Origin of the sequence: Rhodobacter sp. SGA-6-6, assembly GCF_011043545.1 — a bacterium.
Lineage (GTDB): Bacteria > Pseudomonadota > Alphaproteobacteria > Rhodobacterales > Rhodobacteraceae > Pseudogemmobacter.
The window spans coordinates 46915-62330 of record NZ_JAAKGP010000008.1; the positions used below are offsets into that span (position 1 = coordinate 46915).

A 15416-nucleotide genomic window follows, 5' to 3' on the forward strand; every position below is an offset into this window, starting at 1 on the left:
ATGTCGCCGCAGCGCGTATTCCAATCGGACCACCCCCTCACTCCTCCTCCTCGACCACCATCACCACCTCGCCCGAGGCCTCCAGCTCGCGGATCGCGCCGATGATCAGGTTCATCGCCTCCTCTCCCTCCTTCTCCTTGACCTTGCCGCGGGCCGCCACCTCCTCGCGCAGGCCCTGCGCCATGCGCTGCGAGATGTTGGAGAGGATGAACTCGGTCGTCTCCTCCATCCCGGGCTTGCCGGCGGCGAAGGCCATGGCGGCGACCAGCCGCACCTGATCGACCATGCGGATGATCTTCGGCACGTCGCGCGGCGGGATGCGGGCAGGGATGTGGACCCAGGTGAAGATCGCACGGCGCACCTTCTCGGCGAAGCCGGCATCCTCGGCCTCCAGCCCCTGCAGCACCTCCTCGCGCGTCAGCGCGGGGGAGACGTTGAGGATCGCCCCCACCCGCTCCACCGGGCCGGTGTCGAAGGCCCTCGGCGGCTGGCTGTCGATCTGGGCGAGGATGGCAAGGCCGATCCGGCGCACGGTTTCCGGGTCGATGTTGCCGGTCAGCGAAACGGCGAAGGCAATGCGGCGCGCCCTCTCGCCCGGCAGGCGGCCCAGCATGTCGGCGGCCTTGGCCACCGGCAGCTTGGACATCACCACGGCGGCGACCTCGACCGCTTCTTCCTCGATCACCGCCAGAAGCTGGGGCACCGGCAGGGCGGTCAGCCGCTCCCAAGGGTCGGTGCCGGCACTCACCCCGGCCTTGCGGCGCAGCCGGCTGGCGGCGGATTGCGAGATATGGCCGTCCATCACCGAAAGCACCCCCTCGATCCCGCCGGGGAAGGCGAGGCCGACCGAATCCAGTTCGGCCAGGAATTCGGCCACCACCGCATCCAGCGTCTGCCGGTCGACCAGCCGCATCGCGCCCATCTGCTCGGCCAGCGCCTGCTGCATGTGGTCGGGCAGCTGCGCCAGCGGGATCTTCGCGCCCTCGGCGATCAGATAACGCACGATCACCGCCGCCTTCTGCCGCGCCGAGAGGACGCGGGGCAGGGGCGCCTCGCCGGCCAGCGTCATCATCCGCCGGGCGGGCGTGATGCGCGCCAGCGCCTGGCCTTCCTCCATCATCCGCGCCTCCGAATCTGCCTCTGCGGCAGCTTCGCAGGCGGGGCTTAACAAGCCCTTGCCGGGATCAGCTGGAGGGCTGCAGCACGCAGGCCCCTTTCACCGAATCCCAGACATGCCCCTCAATGCAGGAAGAGGCGGAGGTGGAGCTGTGGCCCGGGCAATCCGCCAGGCCGAATGTGGGGATCAGCGCCAGGGCGAGCGCTGCGAAGCTGAGGCGTATCGTCATGCTGCATCCTTTCCTTGGCTCGGGCCCGCAGGGGCCATACGGAGGCATGGTCCATACGGGCGCAGGGAAAGGATAGCACGAAATCCCCGCGTCCCGGGTGTGTTTTCCGCGCGACCGGGCAGGGCGGCGGAAATCCCCATGGAGGCTGACGGGGAGATCCGATGCCTGCCGGGTCACATTCGGCTTTCTCGCGCGTTCTGTCTGGCGAAGGCCATCGCCTTCGCCACCGTGCAATGGTTCGACCAAGACCGGCCGGGTGCCTCAAGCACCCGGCCAGCGCCCGCCCCGCCCCCGGCGGGCGCTTCTCGCCCGCCGGGTCGGGCGCCGGCCTCTCGGGGTTAGGGCTGCCACCGTCTCCGGGTGATGCGCTGCGCACGGGCGGGGACGAGGCAGTGCCTCGCCTTCTCCCGCCCGGCCGGAGCGGTGCAACATTCGGGCGCCTGCCAAGGCGTCGGCTCAACCGTGGAGGTCGCTCGCCCTAGCCGAACACCCGCGCGAAGATCGTGTCGACGTGCTTGGTGTGGTAGCCGAGGTCGAACTTCTCCTCGATCTCGGCGGGGGTCAGGGCGGCGGTGACCTCGGGGTCGGCCAGCAGCTCGGTCCTGAAATCCGCCCCCTTCTCCCAGACCTTCATCGCGTTCCGCTGCACCAGCCGATAGGCATCTTCGCGCGACACCCCCGCCTGGGTCAGCGCCAGCAGCACCCGCTGGCTCATCACCAGCCCCTTGAACTTGTTCAGGTTCTTCAGCATGTTCTCGGGGTAGATCACCAGCTTCTCCACCACCCCGGCCAGCCGGTGCAGCGCGAAGTCCAGCGTGATGGTGGCGTCCGGGCCGATCATCCGCTCCACCGAGGAATGCGAGATGTCGCGCTCGTGCCAGAGCGCCACGTTCTCCAGCGCCGGCACCACCGCCATGCGGACGAGGCGGGCGAGGCCGGTGAGGTTTTCGGTCAGCACCGGGTTCCTTTTGTGCGGCATGGCCGAGCTGCCCTTCTGGCCGGGCGAGAAAAACTCCTCCGCCTCCAGCACCTCGGTCCGCTGCATGTGGCGGATCTCGATGGCGATGTTCTCGATGCTGGACGCGATCACGCCCAGGGTGGCGAAGAACATCGCGTGGCGGTCGCGCGGGATCACCTGGGTGGAAATCGGCTCCGGCGCCAGCCCCAGCATCTTGCAGACATGTTCTTCCACCGCCGGGTCGATGTTGGCGAAGGTGCCGACCGCGCCGGAGATCGCGCCGGTGGCGACTTCTTTCCTTGCGTTTTCGAGACGTTCCCGGCCGCGCTTCATCTCGGCATAGAAGCGGGCGAAGGTCAGGCCCATCGTCGTCGGTTCGGCATGGATGCCGTGGCTGCGGCCGATCCGCACCGTATCCTTGTGCTCGAAAGCCCGCGCCTTCAGGGCGGCCAGCACCCGGTCCATCCCCGCCAGCAACAGGTCCGCCGCCCGCACCAGCTGGATGTTCAGCGTGGTGTCCAGCACGTCCGAGGAGGTCATGCCCTGATGGACGAAGCGCGCCTCGTCGTTGCCGATGATCTCGGCCAGATGGGTCAGGAAGGCGATCACGTCGTGCTTGGTCACCGCCTCGATCTCGTCGATGCGGGCGACGTCGAACTCCACGTCCTTCGCCCGCCAGACCGCCGCGGCATTCTCCTTCGGGATCACGCCGAGCATCGCCTGGGCGTCGCACGCATGGGCCTCGATCTCGAACCAGATGCGGAAGCGGGTCTCGGGCGACCAGTTCTTCACCATCTCGGGGCGGGAATAGCGCGGGATCATCGGGGCCTCCGGGCGTTCGGGATGCGGCCCCCTTACGGCGGGGGCCGGGCGGGCGCAAGCGGGTTGGCGTTGGGGTTTGGTTAACCCCTTGCGGGCTAGGGTGCAGGCCGAAGCGGCAGGAGGCGCGGATGGCAGGGCAAGGCGAGGCGGTTGCGGCGGGGCGCGGGCGCGGCTATGGGGACGGGCGATGAACGCGCTCTCGCCGATTTCCCCCGTTGCCGCCCGGGCCAGGCCGAAGCTGGCGCCCTCGGACTGGATCATGGCCGGGTTCCGCGCCCTGGTGGCCGGCGGGCCGGAGGCGGTGCGGGTGGAGGCGCTGGCGCGCGAACTCGGCGCCACCAAGGGCAGTTTCTACTGGCACTTCAAGGATCTGCGCGGGCTTCATGATGCGATGCTCGAAGCCTTCGAGCGGCTGGCGACGTCGGAGATTACCGGCGCCCTCCGCCGCTCCGGCGGCCCGCCGCGGGCGCAGGTGCTGCGGCTGGCGGAACTGGTCTCCACCCAGCCCGAGGCCGAAACCGGCGGTGCCGCGCTGGAGCCCGCCCTGCGCGACTGGGGCCGCACCGATCCGCTGGCCCGCGCCACGCTGGAGCGGGTGGATGCGCAAAGGCTGGCCGATCTCTGCGCCTTCCTCGGCGCGGCGGGGCTGGACAGCGCCCGCGCCGCCGAAGGGGCGGTGCGCTTCTATGCCGCCCTCCTTGGCCTTGAGGCGCTGCGCATCACCTGCGGCATCGAGATGCGCGGGCCGCTGCTGGCGGTGGCCCGGGCGATCCTCGGCGAGGAGGCGGCCGCGGAATGAGGACGGCGCTGACCCTTCTGGCCGGACTGGCGGCCCTGGCGGTGCTCGGCGGCTATCTCGGCGCCGTCCATCCCTTGGGCGATTCGCTGGCGGTGTTCCGGCTGCAGGCGGCGGGCGCTCTGGCGATCCTGTCGGCGCTCGCGCTGCTGGCGGGGGCGCGGCAGGGCGGGCGGCTGGGGATGCTGCTGGCGCTGGTCGCCGGGGTGCCGGTGCTGTGGGCCTATGGCAGCGGGGATGCGGCGATTGTTGACGGCCTGCGGCTCTACCAGAAGAACCTGCTCTACCGGAACGACGATCTTGCCGGGCTGGCGCAGGACATCCGCGCCGCCGCCCCGGATGCGGTGACGCTGCAGGAAGTGTCGGAGGCGAACCTCGCCCTGCTGGCGGCGTTGGAGCCGGAACTGCCGCATCAACTGCACTGTCCCTTCGCCCGCGTCGGCGGCACCGCCATCGCCACCCGGCTGACGCCGGTCGCCGGGACGGGGCTTTGTGCCGACGGGCTGGCGGCGCTGCAGGTGGAGGGGCCGCAGGGCCGGCTCTGGCTGGTCTCGGTGCACCTGCACTGGCCCTGGCCGCAGGGGCAGGCCGCGCAGGTCCGCCGGCTGCTGCCGGTGCTGGAGGGGTTGCAGGGGCCGGTGGTGATGGCGGGCGATTTCAACATGGTGCGCTGGTCGGCGACGGTGGCGGCGATGGCGCAGGCGGCAAGGGTGCAGCCGGCGGGGGCGGTGCATGGCAGCTACACCGGCTTCGCCCCATGGCTGATGCTGCCGATCGACCATGTGCTCGCCCCCGGCGGCGGGACCGTGGAGGTGCGCGGGGGGCTGGGATCGGATCATCTCGGGTTGCTGGCGGAGGTCGGGCTCTAGGCGATGTCCGCGCGGGACAATCGCACCGGAATTCGCGCGAAGTCCGGTGTGCGGAGGGGGCCGTCGTCCGTATCTTCCGTCTGTCTGGCAAGGCCAATCGCCTTCGCCATGACGCAGCGCTTCCCCTTGTACCGGCCGGACCCCCAAGACCCGGGCGCTTCTCGCCCGCCGGGTCGGGCGCAGGCATCCTGGGGGCTTGAGTTGCCAGAGTTTCCGGGAGCTACTGCCACGCACGGGCGGGGGCGAGGCAATGCCTCGCCTGGCCCGGCCCGGCCCGGCGAAACCGGGCGGCGGCGGCCAACCGGAACCATTCCTCCCAGGAAACCGGGCGGCGGGGTGAACCCCGCCCTACGAACCCCGGAGAAACCCCGTAGGGCGGGGTTCACCCCGCCGGATTCGCCCCTCCGCCGTTTACCCCACCAGCCGCGGGTCGAAGGGATACTTGGTCAGGTTCTCGCAGCCGGTCTCGGTGATCAGCACCTGGTCCTCCAGCTTGATCGAGAAATCGCCCCCTTCGGGAGAGACCAGCGCCTCGGTGCAGAGCACCATGCCCGGCTCCAGCGCCACCTCGAAGGCGCCCTCCACCCAGGCGTCGGCATAGGGCACGAAGGGCCATTCGTCGCAGAGCCCGACTCCGTGCATCTTGCAGGAATATTTCTGCTTCCAATACTGGTCTTCCAGCTGGTGCCCGCCGAAGCACAACTCCCTGATCGTCACCCCCGGCTTCAGCCGGGCCTGATGGTCGCGGATGTGGTCGATCCCGTGGTTCATGGCGGAAATCATCGCGTTCGAGGGCCGGGTCTCGCCCACCCACCAGCTGCGCGAGATGTCGATGCAGATGCCGTAGGAGCCGATCAGGTCGGTGTCGAAGGCGACGATCTCCTCCGGCTGCACGATCCGCGGCCCGCATTCCTGGAACCAGGGATTGGTGCGCGGGCCGGAGGCCAGGAGCCGGGTCTCGATCCATTCGCCGCCGCGGCGGATGTTGCCCTTGTGCAGTTCGGCCCAGATGTCGTCCTCGCTGACGCCGCCCTTCGGCACGTTCTCGCGGGTGAAGGCCTCCATCTCGGCGATGGCCGCCTCGCAGGCGTGATGGGCGCAGCGCATCGCCAGGATCTCGTCCGGCCCCTTGATGGCGCGGGTGCGTTCGGTGATCTCCTCGCCCTCCAGCACCTCGAAGCCGATCCGTTCCAGCGCCCGCAGGCCGGCGACCATGATCTTGTCCACCGCCAGCCTGCGGTTGCTGCCGGCGTGCGCCCGCATCACCTCCTCGACCTGGCCGGCGAAGGAGGTGGCGTCGGCGGCAGTCCGGTCGCCCGAGACCATGTAGAAGAACGAGGCGCCGGAGCGGATTTCCTTCACCAGCGGGTTGAAGGTCACCAGGAAGGGCGCCTCCTTGTATTCCCAGATCACCATATGGCCGTCGGCGCAGAGCAGCACGGCGCGGAACGGGTTGTGGCTGTTCCACAGCTGCATGTTGGTGGTGTCGGTGGCGTAGCGGATGTTCAGCGGGTCGAAGAGAAGAAGGCCGCCGACGTCGCGATCCACCAGCGCCTGCGTGAGCCGCCGCCAGCGGAACTCCCGCATTTTCTCCAGGTTCGGCGCCACCAGCCCCGCCGCCTCCCATTCGCGGAAGGCAAGCTGGGTCGGGCCGATCTCCACCCGGTCGTTGTCGTTGGGGGTGCCGTCGGCAAGGCGGTCGGCGCGGCCGGGGTCGATCTTGCGGCGGGTCTGCGAATAGGGCTGGCTCATCGACTTGCTCCTTTTGCGGTCAGGCTGGCCGCAAAGCACCGCAAGGGGTTGCCCGCAGGCGACAGGCGATGTCGCAGGCGGCTCATCGGTCCTTGCAGTCCCTCTTCGCAAGGGCGCACCCCGCGAAGAGGGACCGAAGGGAACCGATGAGCTATCCCTTCAAAGCCGCCGCCCGTGCCGCCACCGCCTGTTCGGCCTCGCGGCCCGAGAGCTGCTCCAGATGGTGGAAGCCGGCGGTGTAGAAACCCACCCCCAGCGTCTGGCTGCGCAGCTCGGTGATCAGCCCCTCCATCTCTGCCGCCGGCATCAGCGCCGAGACCTCGTCCCAGCCCTTCCAGCCCTCTTTCGCGTCGAAGCCCAGAAGCTGCCCGCGGCGCGAGGTGACGATGCGCTGCGCCTTCGGCGTGAACTCTGACGGCACCGAGAGGATCACCTCCATCACCGGCTCCAGCAACACCGGGTTGCAGCCGGGCAGCGCCTCGGCCATCGCCTTGGCGCCGGCCTTCTGGAAGGCGAAGTCGGAGCTGTCCACCGTATGATAGCTGCCGTCGGTCAGCACCACGGCCATGTCCACCACCGGAAAGCCCAGGGGCCCGCGGGAAAGCGCGGTTTCCACCCCCTTCTGCACCGCCGGGATGTATTGCTTCGGCACCACCCCGCCGGTGATCCGGTCGGAGAAGCCGAAGCCCTCGCCGCGGGCGCGGGGGGCGATCTCCAGCACGATGTCGGCGAATTCGCCATGGCCGCCGGATTGTTTCTTGTGCCGCGTGTGGATGGTCGCGGGCTTGCTGATCGTTTCGCGGTAGGAAACGGCGGGCCGGGCGGTCTTCACCGCCAGCCCGGCCTCGGACTTCAGCTGCGACAGCGCCACCGCCAGATGGATGTCGCCCTGTCCGGTCAGCAGCGTCTCGGCGGTCTCGGGCCGCACCTCGACCCGCAGCGCCGGGTCCTCGTCGCAGAGCCGGGCCAGCGCGGCCGACAGCTTGGCCTCGTCCGCCGGATGCTCGGCCCTTATCGCCAGCGCGGCGACCGGGGCAGGGGGGTCGGGCCAGTCCGCCCGGTTGTGCAGCCCCTCGCCGATCAGGTCACCCGCCTTCACCGCCGCCATCCGGCCGAGGACGACGACCTCGCCCTCGCCCGCCGCACCCTTGGCGGTGAACTTGCGCCCCAGGGAGGAGGAGACCGAGCCCACCCGATCCGGGCCGAGGGTCATGCCGTCCCTGACCTCGCCGCGCCAGATGCGGGCGAGGGCGGCGCGCCCGGCCTGGCCGGACTGGAAGGTCTTGATCACCTGCGCCAGCGGCTCTGACGCCGGCAGTCCCAGCCGGGCGGCGGTAGCGGCCGGGAAGGGGCAGTCGTGGCGCAGCGCCTTCCACAGCCGGCGCACGCCGTTCTCCTGCTCGGCGGCGCCGAAGAACACCGGCACCACCAGGTCCTGTTCCAGGTCGCGGGTCAGCGAGGCGTAGATCTCGGCCGGCGCTGGCACCATGTCGGAGAGGACCTGTTCGAGAATGGCATCGTCGAAATCCGCCAGCGCCTCGATCATCGCCGCGCGGGCGGCGCCCTCGTCGCCCTTGGCCGCCTCGGGCAGCGGGATCAGGTCCGAGGGCTTTTGCGGGTTCCACTGCCAGGCCCGTTCCGACACCAGGTCGATCATGCCGGTGACATGGCGGGCGCCATCGCGGATCGGGATCTCGCGCAGGGCCAGCGGCCGGTCGGAAAAGCCCTGCAAGGCGTGGAAGGTTGCCCGCACATGCGCCTCGGGCGCGTCCATGCGGTTGACGAAGACCAGATGCGGGATGCGGCGGTCGTCGAGGAATTTCAGGATCGGCGAGACGGCGAGGACGCGCTCGGGGAAGGGGTCGCAGACCACCACGGCCAAGTCGGCCACCATCAGCGCCGCGCGGGTGTCGGACAGAAGCTCCACCGAGCCGGGGCAGTCGATCAGCGCCCAGTCCTCGTCCATGAAGCGGCAGGAGGCGACCGAAAGCTCGGTCGAGATGCCGCGCGCCCGCGCCTCGGGGGCGGCGTCGCCCACGGTGTTGCGGTCCTTGGCGGTGCCGCGTCGGTCGGTTGCGCCGGCGGTGTGCAAAAGCGCCTCGAAAAGCGTGGTCTTGCCGCTGCCATGCGCGCCAACCAGCGCGGCGCATCGGGTGCCCCGTCTTGCCTCGGGATTCGCGGTCTTCGGGCTCATGTCTAGCCTCCCTTCGGGCCTTGGGACGGCCGTCGGGGCGGGGCGCGGGCTCAAGGCGGCCCGTCCTCGCCCGGCCGCCGGTTCGGGGGCGCCATGACCGCGCCCCATGCGGCCAGCTTAGACGCGGGGGAAGCGCCCTGTCGCGCGGAATCGTCACCGCGGCGGCATCGGGTCGCGGGCTCCCCCTGGCTTCCTTGGCGAAGGCCATCGCCTTCGCCACATTCCGACGCTTCACCTTGTCCCGGCCAGCGCCCGCCCCGCCCCCGGCGGGCGCTTCTCGCCCGCCGGGTCGGGCGCTGGCCTCTGTAGTCTCGTGCCGACAGGTCTCCGGTTGAACCCATCCGCACGGGCGGGGGCGAGGCAGTGCCTCGCCTTCTCCCGCCCGGGGAAGCCGGGTGGCGGGGTGAACCCCGCCCTACGGTCGCCGCCTTTACAGGGGGGCACCCCGCCCGAGCCCCCGTTGCAGCCCCTCGCGATCCGCCCTAGCCTGCCGCCATGAAAGACCTCCTCCCCCAGCCCGCCCCGATCCTGCAGGCGCGCCTGCCCTTCCTGCCCTGGATGGACCCGCGCACCGCCCGGATGCCCGGCATCCTGCCGGTGGAGGGCGAGGACTGGCTGCGGGTGGACGACGCCTACGCCGCCCAGATGGCGGAGCGCGAGCGGCTGATCGGTGCCGTGCCGGAGGTGGTCCACGCGCTGCTGCCCGAGGGCCGGGCGGCGGCGGAGGAGCTTTACGCTACCGTGCTCGACCGTCTTACCCGGATGGAGGGGTTCCGCATCGGCGCGGCCTCCGCCCTGCGGCCCGACGGGGTGGAGGTGGCGCTGGACCCGGGCGCCCCGCTGCTCACCCTCGGCCGGCTGGTGCAGGAGGACCTCTGCCTGATGGAACAGGCGGGGGAGGAGCACCGGCTCACCGGCGGCATCCTCTGCTTTCCGGCCAGCTGGACCCTGCGGCAGAAGATCGGCCGGGCGCTGGTCTCGATCCACCGGCCGGTCGACAGCTACGATGACGGCATGGCCCGCCGGGTCCAGCGCCTGTTCGACGCGATCCGCCCGGGCGCGGCGCTGTGGCGGATGAACTTCCTGACCTACGACGACCCGGCGCTGCACCAGCCGCGGCTGGAGGGCCAGCACCGCCCCCGCCCGCAGGGGCATTTCTTCATCCGCTGCGAGCGCCAGTGCCTGCTGCGCCTGCCGCAGAGCCGGGCGGTGGTCTTCGCCATCCACACCTATGTCGTCCCCGCCGATACCCTGACGGCCGGGGAACTTGCGGCGCTGAAGGCGGCGCAGGGCTGAGGCGGCTCAGCCCCCGGTCCGCCGGCGCAGGTCCTCGCCGTTCAGGTGGGCGATCCCAGCCAGCGCGGCGCCGACCGGTAGCGCCAGCACCAGCAGCGCATGGCCGAGCAGCCAGCCTGCCCCCGCCGCGAGCCGGTCCCGGCCGCGGGTGAAGGCAGGCGAGGCTTCCTCCGGCGCAGGGGTTTCGCGCGGCGCGGGGACAGGCTCCCGCAGCAGCGCGCGGATGGCGGCGAGGTCGCAGTCCTCCTCCGGCCCCGCCGCCGCGGGCGCGGGTCGCGCCGGCCGGGGCGCGGCGGGTTCCGCGGTGAAGATCGTCGGAGGCGCAGGCTCCTGCGCCCGGTCCCGCCCGACCGACCGCCCGGCGCGGGCCAGCACCTCGGCCCCGCCGCGGATCGCCGCCGCGGTCCGGGCGACCGAGGGTAGGAAGCGGCCGCTGCGGCCCAGCCGGTCCGGCGGCACCCGCCAGCGGCCGGTGGCGACCTCGACCCCCGAGCCCGCGGCCGAGGAGCGCCCCAGCAGCCCCGACAGCCCCTCGCGGGCGCAGGTCACCGAGGCCCGGGCGAAAGCGCGGGCGTCGAAGGGCGGGTTCTGGCTGCCCTCGGCCCAGATGCGGGGGCGGCTGTCCTTGGCGGTCTTCGGCATGGGGCCTCGCAGGGCGGATGGGCAATCCGGGCCATGCTGCGGTGGAAATCGGGCGCCGCCTGGGCGGAACCGCGGCGGAAGCGTGGCATCGCGTCGCCGTCCGGGAAACAATCCCTTGACGAGGAACGGAAAAAGGCCGCCCGGAGGCGGCCTTTCCCTTGCCTTCCCGCAGGGGTCAGCAGGAGTAATACATCTGGTATTCGATCGGGTGGGGGGTATGTTCGAAGGCATAGACCTCTTCCCATTTCAGCCCGATATAGGCCTCCAGCTGGTCGCGGGTGAAGACGTCGCCCGCCAGCAGGAAGTCCATGTCCTTCTCCAGCTCCTCCAGCGCCTCGCGCAGCGAGCCGCAGACGGTCGGGATCGCCGCCAGTTCCTCGGGCGGCAGGTCGTAGAGGTCCTTGTCCGAGGCGGGACCCGGGTCGATCTTGTTCTTGATCCCGTCGAGCCCGGCCATCATCAGCGCCGCGAAGGCCAGGTAGGGGTTGGCCGCCGGATCGGGGAAACGGGCCTCGACGCGCTTGGCCTTCGGCGATTCGGTCCACGGGATACGGACGCAGCCCGAGCGGTTGCGGGCGGAATAGGCCCGCAGCACCGGCGCCTCGAAGCCCGGGATCAGCCGCTTGTAGCTGTTGGTCGAAGGGTTGGTCAGCGCGTTCAGCGCCTTGGCATGTTTCAGGATGCCGCCGATGAACCACAGCGCCTCCTGGGAAAGGTCGGCATATTTGTCGCCGGCGAACAAGGGCTTGCCGCCCTTCCAGATCGACATGTTGACGTGCATCCCGCTGCCGTTGTCGCCCTTCATCGGCTTCGGCATGAAGGTCACCGTCTTGCCATAGGCGGCGGCGACATTGTGGATGACGTATTTGTATTTCTGGATGTTGTCGGCCTGCTCGACCAGCCCGCCGAAGATCATCCCCAGTTCATGCTGGCAGGTGGCGACCTCATGGTGGTGCTTGTCCACCTTGATGCCCATCCGCTTCATGGTGGACAGCATCTCGGACCGCAGGTCCTGCGCGGTGTCGACCGGGTTCACCGGGAAGTAGCCGCCCTTGTAATTGGCGCGGTGGGCGAGGTTGCCGCCCTCGAAGGCGGCGTCGGTGTTCCAGGCCGCATCCTCGGCGTCGAGCTGGAACGACACCTTGTTCGGCGCCACCGAATAGCGCACGTCGTCGAAGATGAAGAACTCGGCTTCCGGGCCGAAATAGGCGGTGTCGCCGATGCCGGAGGATTTCAGGTAAGCCTCGGCCTTCAGCGCGGTCTGGCGCGGGCAGCGGCTGTAGGCCTCGCCGGTGTCGGGCTCCACCACGTTGCAATGCACGCAGAGCGTCTTCTCGGCGTAGAACGGGTCGATGTAGACGCTGGCCGCATCGGGCATCAGCTTCATGTCGGACTGGTCGATCGACTTCCATCCGGCGATGGAAGAGCCGTCGAACATGAAGCCTTCCTCGAAGAAGTCCTCGTCCACCAGGTCGGCGACCAGGGTGACGTGCTGGAGCTTGCCCTTGGGATCGGTGAAGCGGACATCGACATATTCGATCTCCTCTTCCTTGATCAGGTCCAGCGCCTTTGCGACTGCGCTCATCGTGATGCCTTTCGGTTCTGGTTTGCGGGGGGCTGATTTTCGACGAAAATCAGGGGATCAGAGGGCGTCGTCGCCGGTCTCGCCGGTGCGGATCCGGATCGCCTGCTCGACGGGGGTGACGAAGATCTTGCCGTCGCCGATCTTGTCGGTGCGGGCGGCGGTGACGATGGCCTCGACGGCGCCGTCCACCATGTCGTCGGTCAGGACGACCTCGATCTTCACCTTGGGCAGGAAGTCCACGACATATTCGGCGCCGCGGTAAAGCTCGGTATGGCCCTTCTGGCGGCCGAAGCCCTTGATCTCGGTCACCGTCAGGCCCTGGATGCCGGCCTCCTGCAGCGCCTCCTTCACCTCGTCGAGCTTGAAGGGCTTGATGATCGCCTCGATCTTCTTCACGGCCCGGGTCCTCCTGCGCATCTCTGCGCCTCTCTGACCACTTCCCCGGAGGGCGGGCAATGTGACAGGCTGCTTCCCGCGGCTTTGCCGGAGGGATTCCGGGACTGCCGCCCAAAATTTGTGCAATGCGCCCGTCCGTTGGGCGGTTTGCGAAAGAGGTGCCCGGAAAATGACCGAACTCCTGACCGCCGCGCAGATGCGCGCCATCGAACAGGCCGCCATCGAAAGTGGCGAGGTGACCGGGCTGGAGCTGATGGAACGCGCCGGGCGCGGGGTGGTGGAGGCGATCCTTGCGGAATGGCCGGAACTGGCGGAAGCCGCCGGGGCGCTGCCCCGGACCCCGGAGTATTTGGGTCAAGAGGAAGGCCGCAGGCGGGCGGTGGTGCTGTGCGGGCCGGGCAACAACGGCGGCGACGGCTTCGTGGTGGCGCGGCTTTTGCGCGAGCGGGGGTGGCAGGTGGAGGGCTTCCTCTACGGCGACCCCGGGAAGCTGCCGCCGGATGCAAGGGCGAATTACGAGCGGTGGTGCGGGATGGGGGAGGTGCGTGCGCTGGAAACTCCACCGGATTTCGCCGGCGTCGACCTTCTGGTTGACGCTTTGTTCGGGACCGGCCTGACAAGGGCGCTCGCTCCCGAATGTGCAAATATTGCCACGGCTTTGATCAGTGCTGTTCGCGCTACGCTCCGGGTCTGCTCCGTCGACATTCCCTCCGGCATTTGCAGCGACAGCGGCAGCCCCTTGGAGACGGATAAGCCGACGCTTCCCTTCATATATGCCGACCTTACGGTAACATTTCAGTCGCTGAAGCTTGGGCATCTTCTGTGCATGGGGCCTGTTGCCAGCCGAAAGGTTGTCATTTGTGATATTGGAATCGGGCGGTGGCTCTCCGCTTTCTGGACGCGGGAGGGGTTGTCCCCGGTCGTTGCGCGCTTGGCCGGGGCGTCGCGTTCCGAATTGTCCAAGCGTAGCGACTCCCACAAATATACCCACGGCCACGCCCTGATCCTCTCCGGTCCCTCCGGCCATGGCGGCGCGGCCCGGCTTTCTGCCCGCGGTGCGCTCAGGATCGGCGCCGGGCTGGTGACGGTGGGGTGCCCGCCCGATACTCTGCCCGAGAACGCCGCCCGGCTGGATGCGGTGATGCTGCGGCCGGTCCAGGATGCAGATGCCTTGGCACGGATGCTGGAGGACCGGCGGATCAATGCGCTCTGCCTCGGGCCGGGGCTGGGGACCGGGGAGCGGGAGGCGGGGCTGGTGGCGGCGGCTTTGGGTCTCGACCCCGTCCCGGGCTTGACCCGGGACCTCGATCAACCGCAGGCGCTCGGCGGAAGCGGAGGCCCCGGGTCAAGCCCGGGGCGGGGTCTCGTGTTGGATGCCGACGCACTGACCATCCTCTCGCAGACCCCCGACCTCTTCGCCGCGCTGCATGACCGTTGCGTCCTTACCCCGCATGACGGGGAGTTCGCGCGGCTGTTTCCCGACATCGCCGGGAAACTTGCGGCCCCCGCGACCACGGGCCCCGCCTATTCCAAGGTGGATGCCTGCCGCGAGGCGGCGGCGCGGGCAGGGTGTGTGGTGCTGTTCAAGGGGCCGGATACCGTGATCGCCGACCCCTCGGGACGATGCGCGATCAACTCCGCCCATTACGACCGCGCCGCGCCCTGGCTGGCGACGGCCGGCAGCGGCGATGTGCTGGCGGGGTTCATCGCCGGGCTGCTTGCCCGCGGCTTCCCGCCCTTCGACGCCGCCTGCACCGGGGCTTGGTTGCATGTCGAATGCGCCCGCGGCTTCGGTCCCGGGCTGATCGCCGAAGATCTGCCGGAGGAGCTGCCCAAGGTGTTCCAGGCGCTCGGGCTGTGACGGCGAAAAGGGGGCGTCCATGACGGACGACCCCCGATCCTTTCAGGTTCTGCCAGGAGCCTTGAAGGAATTCCTCAGACGGGCGCCGGCACCGGGGCGCAGGCCAGCTCCAGCCCGCCGGCGTAAAGCACTTCCTCGCGCTCGAAGCGCAGGGTGAAGAGGCGGACCTCGGCCACCACCTCCTTGCGGATGTAGTCGCCGTCGGCCAGCCGCTGCGCCTCGACCATCGCGGCCTCCTGGCCGTAGAGCGCCCTGGCGCGCCAGTCGCGGACCAGGATCGGCTGGGCGGGGGCGACGAAGAGATCGGCGTCGGGCCGGTCGTGGCCGAGGGCGGAGGCGGAAATCCGCACCATCTGCACGTCCTGCAGCACCGAGACCTGGATGTCCTTCAGCACCCGGGCCCCGGAGCGGGTGATCACCCGGTCGCCGGGGGCCAGGAACTGCACCGGCAACTCGCCCTCCAGCGTCAGGACCATGGTGCCGGCGGTGATGCCCTGCAGGGGAACGGCCTGCTGCACGGCCCCGGCGGTGTCGAAGGTCTGGGTCAGGTTGCCCATCGGCGTCCTCGCTGCATCCTTGCCCATCGTTCTTGCCGCAGATTGTGGCAGGAATAGGTCCAATCATGGCAAAGTTTCGGGCGCCCGCCGGTTTCGGCGACGGTTTTCCAAGCCGGCGCTGCCTTGGATTTTCCTCTCGCATCCGCCTTTCGCCTTTGTTAGAAGGGCGCGGAATTTCCGGCACGGGCGGGGACCGACCCTCTGGCAGAGGGCAGGTCCCCTTGTTCGTGCAGGAACGGCACATGCGGGTGTGGCGGAATTGGCAGACGCACCGGATTTAGGTTCCGGCGCCGCAAGGCGTGGGGGTTCAAGTCCCTTCACCCGCACCAGGTAGGACAGAAG

13 protein-coding genes and 1 tRNA gene are annotated in these 15416 nt (G+C 69.7%); 5 read left to right on the forward strand and 9 right to left on the reverse strand.

Going from position 1 to position 15416, the window contains the following annotated elements:
- Positions 1-37: 37 nt before the first annotated feature.
- From G5B31_RS15025 to purB, 3 genes are all read right to left on the reverse strand, one after another.
- A complete protein-coding gene (locus G5B31_RS15025; RefSeq protein WP_240904443.1) occupies positions 38-1117 on the reverse strand; it encodes a FliG C-terminal domain-containing protein in 1080 nt (359 codons plus the stop codon).
- Positions 1118-1184: 67 nt separating this feature from the next.
- Entirely contained in the window at positions 1185-1346 is a 162-nt protein-coding gene (locus tag G5B31_RS15030; protein WP_165019012.1) for a hypothetical protein, read from the reverse strand.
- Between the two features lie 478 nt (positions 1347-1824).
- Positions 1825-3126 carry an adenylosuccinate lyase gene (gene purB, locus G5B31_RS15035; protein ID WP_165019013.1) on the reverse strand — a complete coding sequence of 434 codons (1302 nt, stop codon included), beginning with the start codon at positions 3124-3126 and terminating at the stop codon, positions 1825-1827.
- Positions 3127-3313: 187 nt separating this feature from the next.
- Here purB and G5B31_RS15040 point away from each other — a divergent pair, with 187 nt between their 5' ends.
- Both G5B31_RS15040 and G5B31_RS15045 read left to right on the forward strand, forming a co-directional pair.
- Positions 3314-3925 (forward strand): TetR/AcrR family transcriptional regulator, encoded by a 612-nt coding sequence (locus tag G5B31_RS15040; RefSeq protein WP_165019014.1) that lies wholly within the window; start codon positions 3314-3316, stop codon positions 3923-3925.
- Positions 3922-4791, forward strand: coding sequence for an endonuclease/exonuclease/phosphatase family protein (locus tag G5B31_RS15045; protein WP_165019015.1), 870 nt, complete (start codon positions 3922-3924; stop codon positions 4789-4791). The genes G5B31_RS15040 and G5B31_RS15045 overlap by 4 nt, the downstream gene beginning before the upstream one ends.
- Before the next feature lie 411 nt (positions 4792-5202).
- On the opposite strand, the gene dddP is transcribed toward G5B31_RS15045, so the two are convergent.
- Both dddP and G5B31_RS15055 read right to left on the reverse strand, forming a co-directional pair.
- Positions 5203-6543, reverse strand: a complete 1341-nt coding sequence (gene dddP, locus G5B31_RS15050; protein WP_165019016.1) for a dimethylsulfonioproprionate lyase DddP — start codon at positions 6541-6543, stop codon at positions 5203-5205.
- Between the two features lie 151 nt (positions 6544-6694).
- A complete protein-coding gene (locus G5B31_RS15055; protein ID WP_165019017.1) occupies positions 6695-8737 on the reverse strand; it encodes an elongation factor G in 2043 nt (680 codons plus the stop codon).
- 495 nt (positions 8738-9232) lie between these two features.
- Between G5B31_RS15055 and G5B31_RS15060 the strand changes: the two genes are divergently transcribed.
- A complete protein-coding gene (locus G5B31_RS15060) occupies positions 9233-10033 on the forward strand; it encodes a DUF3445 domain-containing protein (protein ID WP_165019018.1) in 801 nt (266 codons plus the stop codon).
- A 6-nt stretch (positions 10034-10039) separates the two neighbouring features.
- Here G5B31_RS15060 and G5B31_RS15065 read toward each other — a convergent pair whose 3' ends face one another.
- The 3 genes from G5B31_RS15065 to G5B31_RS15075 form a co-directional block, all read right to left on the reverse strand.
- On the reverse strand, positions 10040-10675 hold the full coding sequence (locus tag G5B31_RS15065; protein WP_165019019.1) for a hypothetical protein: 636 nt from the start codon (positions 10673-10675) through the stop codon (positions 10040-10042).
- A gap of 175 nt (positions 10676-10850) precedes the next feature.
- Complete coding sequence (gene glnA / locus G5B31_RS15070) at positions 10851-12260, reverse strand: type I glutamate--ammonia ligase (protein WP_165019020.1); 1410 nt, start codon at positions 12258-12260, stop codon at positions 10851-10853.
- Positions 12261-12317: 57 nt separating this feature from the next.
- Positions 12318-12656 (reverse strand): P-II family nitrogen regulator, encoded by a 339-nt coding sequence (locus tag G5B31_RS15075; protein WP_165019089.1) that lies wholly within the window; start codon positions 12654-12656, stop codon positions 12318-12320.
- A 169-nt stretch (positions 12657-12825) separates the two neighbouring features.
- Here G5B31_RS15075 and G5B31_RS15080 point away from each other — a divergent pair, with 169 nt between their 5' ends.
- A complete protein-coding gene (locus G5B31_RS15080) occupies positions 12826-14517 on the forward strand; it encodes an NAD(P)H-hydrate dehydratase (RefSeq protein ID WP_165019021.1) in 1692 nt (563 codons plus the stop codon).
- Between the two features lie 74 nt (positions 14518-14591).
- On the opposite strand, the gene G5B31_RS15085 is transcribed toward G5B31_RS15080, so the two are convergent.
- Complete coding sequence (locus G5B31_RS15085; protein WP_165019022.1) at positions 14592-15074, reverse strand: Hint domain-containing protein; 483 nt, start codon at positions 15072-15074, stop codon at positions 14592-14594.
- 244 nt (positions 15075-15318) lie between these two features.
- Between G5B31_RS15085 and G5B31_RS15090 the strand changes: the two genes are divergently transcribed.
- A tRNA-Leu gene (locus G5B31_RS15090) sits at positions 15319-15403 on the forward strand.
- Positions 15404-15416: the final 13 nt, after the last annotated feature.